Annotated in this window: 4 protein-coding genes; all 4 read right to left on the bottom strand. The window is 26.9% G+C overall.

What is annotated here, in order from left to right; genetic code table 11:
• Positions 1-223: 223 nt before the first annotated feature.
• Positions 224-526 carry a hypothetical protein gene (locus ACRC03_RS03390; RefSeq protein WP_438651143.1) on the bottom strand — a complete coding sequence of 101 codons (303 nt, stop codon included), beginning with the start codon at positions 524-526 and terminating at the stop codon, positions 224-226.
• A gap of 244 nt (positions 527-770) precedes the next feature.
• Complete coding sequence (locus tag ACRC03_RS03385) at positions 771-1,442, bottom strand: hypothetical protein (protein WP_438651142.1); 672 nt, start codon at positions 1,440-1,442, stop codon at positions 771-773.
• 317 nt (positions 1,443-1,759) lie between these two features.
• Positions 1,760-3,088 carry an ATP-binding protein gene (locus ACRC03_RS03380; RefSeq protein ID WP_438651141.1) on the bottom strand — a complete coding sequence of 443 codons (1,329 nt, stop codon included), beginning with the start codon at positions 3,086-3,088 and terminating at the stop codon, positions 1,760-1,762.
• Positions 3,082-3,792, bottom strand: a complete 711-nt coding sequence (locus ACRC03_RS03375; protein WP_438651140.1) for a LytR/AlgR family response regulator transcription factor — start codon at positions 3,790-3,792, stop codon at positions 3,082-3,084. The genes ACRC03_RS03380 and ACRC03_RS03375 overlap by 7 nt, the downstream gene beginning before the upstream one ends.
• Between the last annotated feature and the right edge of the window lie 32 nt (positions 3,793-3,824).

Here is a 3,824-nt window from a genome sequence, read left to right as displayed (position 1 = left end):
CTGTGGTATCTTCTTGTACTGTAGAATCTACACTATTTTCTTCTACTACAGATGTTGTATTATCCCCTTCTAATGCAAATGATGTGTTAGCGATAGGCATTCCTATCATTATAGCTGTTACCGCTAAAGCTATACTTTTCTTTAGTTTTTTTAATGCCATTTGTGTATCCCCCTTAGTATTAGTTCTAAATATTACTTTATCGGGCAGAATCCTAGATATTCGCTACATTATATTAAGGTCTAAAACCTTATTTCTTATTAAGTAATAAAGCATTACCCAACATATTATAAAAAATGCCAAAACAAATATATTAGAAATAGAAAAGTAACCTAAGCTAATAAAAATAACGCCTAATGATATTCTAGAAGTCCCTTCGAATATATAAAATTTGCTTTCATCTATATTTTTATTATACTTTTTTTGCAGTTCTTCCAGTTGATATTTTTTAAATGGTATACATTTGAAAATAGTCATACAAGCTCCTAAAACAACAATTAAGACTCCAATATAAATATACTCTATCATTAAAATATTCCCCCCTCTTTATACGTTTAAAATCAAATCATCACAAATACTAATTTTATTTTAAATGTAGAATCCCTACTCTACCACTTTTAAAATAAGTTTAAATTTTAATTTATGAATTAGTTAATCTTTTAATATTAAGGTAATTATGCCACCATTTATCAAAAACACACAAGTTGTATACTAAAAAAGGGCATAGCCCTTTTTTTAGTATACAACTTCATCTACAGGTATAAATTAATACTTAATTGAACATATAAACATACGGACCACATACTTGACCTGTACTTGCCGTAAATTTCCATGTGTTTTTATAATTACTTATAACTGTAGAGTTGAATTTATGAATATCTTGATAAATGGTTCCACCAATTGAATTATTAGCAAGGTTAGCTAATAGGGCAGAACCCATTGCTTGTATTACTCCTGAAGGACCAAGAAAACTGAATGCAGCCGCCATTATAGTTGCTACACTAGATACACTTGTTCCAGCTTTCCAAGAAACTTTTTTTGATGATGATGAGAAATGTGGCCAATCTGCAGTTCCTGTAGATTTTCCTTCCATAGAGTTAGCATTATAAGTTTGCTCTATACTTCCAATAACTTCACCATCTAAAATAAATTCTGAGGATTCTTTATCAAATACTAAAATTTCACTATTTTCACTATTTTCACTTCTAATTTCTGTTACCTGATTACCTTCCGAATCATAAGAGTACTTATATGTATACTCTACTCCTTCTATCTCTACTACTTCCAAAATTTCTTCAGCATAGATATCAACCTTATCACTATTTGCAATTTCAATACTCATATTTGGTGAATAGGCATATGATGCATTCAATACAGGTACAATTACACTTATTCCAGCTAACGCCAGTGCTATACTTTTACTTGCTCTTTTTTTAAAATTCATGATATTTTCCCCCTTCGTAAACACAAAATATAATAAAAATGTTTATTTATTGTAACAATTGGTTTTCTAACATGAACTTGATGTCATCAGTCAAGTTCTGCAGAATACCGCCCCTACCCCCAGTAGGAAAGTACACAGGTGTCACCTAAAATAACACATATGTTGTACTCCTCCATTTATGACGCAACCTCTATTTTTGTTATAATTAAAAAATGTTATATCCTGTGCACATAATTTAATATTTTAAATATCTTGTGACTAGAATATAACATTTTCTTTTATTCATTTTCAATATAAAATACATCAATAGCTTTTTCTTAGACATGAATAGTTTTATACTCCAATGGTATATATATATTTACAATAAACTTATCCTCTGTATAATCCGTTGCCATAGTACCATCATATTTTTTCACTGAACTATTTACACTGCTTACACCTAATCCATGCATATATTTATCTCTTTTGTCTGAAATTATTTTATTAGATTTCTTTTTTATTTCATTTATCTTTGAATTCTCACATCTTATAACATAAAATTTATTTACTATATTACCCACAATTTTTATATATCGATTGTTCTCATTTTCAATTTTATTACATGCTTCTATTGAATTATCAAGTATATTGGAAAATATACTACAAACATCTATCATATCAACAAAATCACATTCTTTAAAATTAATATCCGTTGAAAATTTTATACTCTTTTTCTTACAAATATCTTTCTTCTCGCTTAATATAATATCTAATATCATATTTCCTGTTGTACTTATAGAATCCCATTGATTAAGCTCTGATTTTATACTATCTATATAATGTTTGGAGTATTGATTATTGTCAATCATCTTTTCTATACAAATAATGTGGTTACTCATATCATGATACAATTTTCTCACTTTAAGCTGTGCATTTTGAAGTTCTTTATAATGCTCATATTGAGCTTCAATTTTTTGTTTTATTATCTCATTTTCAGCCTTTAAGTTATACTTCTTTATTAGATTTCCAACCATATTTATTAATGATATATTTGAAATTAATAATAATATTGCAGATACAAGCAAAATTAAATTATTTAATTTATAATCTTCAAATACTCCAAACTCTGACCCAAATATTACGGCTATACTTATTATATTTGCGACTATTGGAATTATTATATTAATAAACTCTTTAAGCTTTAGTTCTAATTGAATTTTTATTCCCTTCACTAAAGGTACCATTGCTATTAATAATAGTTTTGATGTTATGATAAGCTCTAGCCTAAATATACTATAATCTAATAATCTATTTATATCGCTTATTGAGTGTACAAATGATATTATACTAGTACTTAAGATATCTGATCCAAGTATAATCATCCAAAACATCAATAAAACTAATATAGTTTTTAATAATTTTTCATTATAATTATACAAGTATACTATAAGTGACATGACTATTCCTATTATTAACTTTATACTTGGATGTATTTTGGATATTGCTAATAATGTAGTTATAAATGTTAAAATAATAATTGATATATTTATTACAACAGTGCTATTTTTCTTTTCGCTAAACTCATCTAAAATACATTTAAAAGCTCCCCACTCTATTCCCGATGAAATTAAATTTATAAAAAACCAAAATAATATTGAATCTAACATAAGGTAGCTCCTAACGTATTTACTAATTTTAGCTTAAAGTTCTCAATTCTATATCTACTTATTGGAACTTCATCATTATTTACTATAGCCATATTTGAGCTTATACTTTGAACATATTTTAAATTTATTAAATAACTCCTATGAGATCTATAGAAATTGTAGTTTTTTAACTTTTTCTCAATATTACTTATACTCATCTTTATTGTATACTTATCATCTAAGGTATGTACTGTTATATTTCTTTGCAACACCTCTATATAAGTAATATTATCTATATCTATTTTATATAAAATACCTTTACCTTCAAGTACTAAATAATTCTCTCGCTTAGACAATATATCTGATATACATGCTAGCAAATGTCTCTTTAAATCGTCTTTCTCAAAGGGTTTTATCAAGTACCTATATGCCCTTACCTCATATCCTTGCTCTAAGTAACCTGATACTGCTGTTGTAAAAATTATTTCTACATTAGTATCATGTTCTCTAAGTTTTTTAGCTACATCCATTCCAGATAACTTATTCATTTCAATATCTAAAAAAAAGATATCTATATTTTCTGGATAGTTATCAAACAAAGCTTCTCCACTGCTGTACTCCATAATCTCTAAGTCTATACTTTTCTCAATGAAAACATCAGAAATAGCTTCAACTAAAAAACTTCTAAATATATTCTCATCTTCACAAACAACTATCCTAAACATATCTTTTCTCCTACTTTAATCAAGGCACAACA

The sequence above is a fragment of the Romboutsia sp. genome, from assembly GCF_051659545.1.
Classification (GTDB): Bacteria; Bacillota; Clostridia; order Peptostreptococcales; family Peptostreptococcaceae; genus JBOFOR01.
This window is presented reverse-complemented; position numbering and strand designations above follow the sequence as displayed.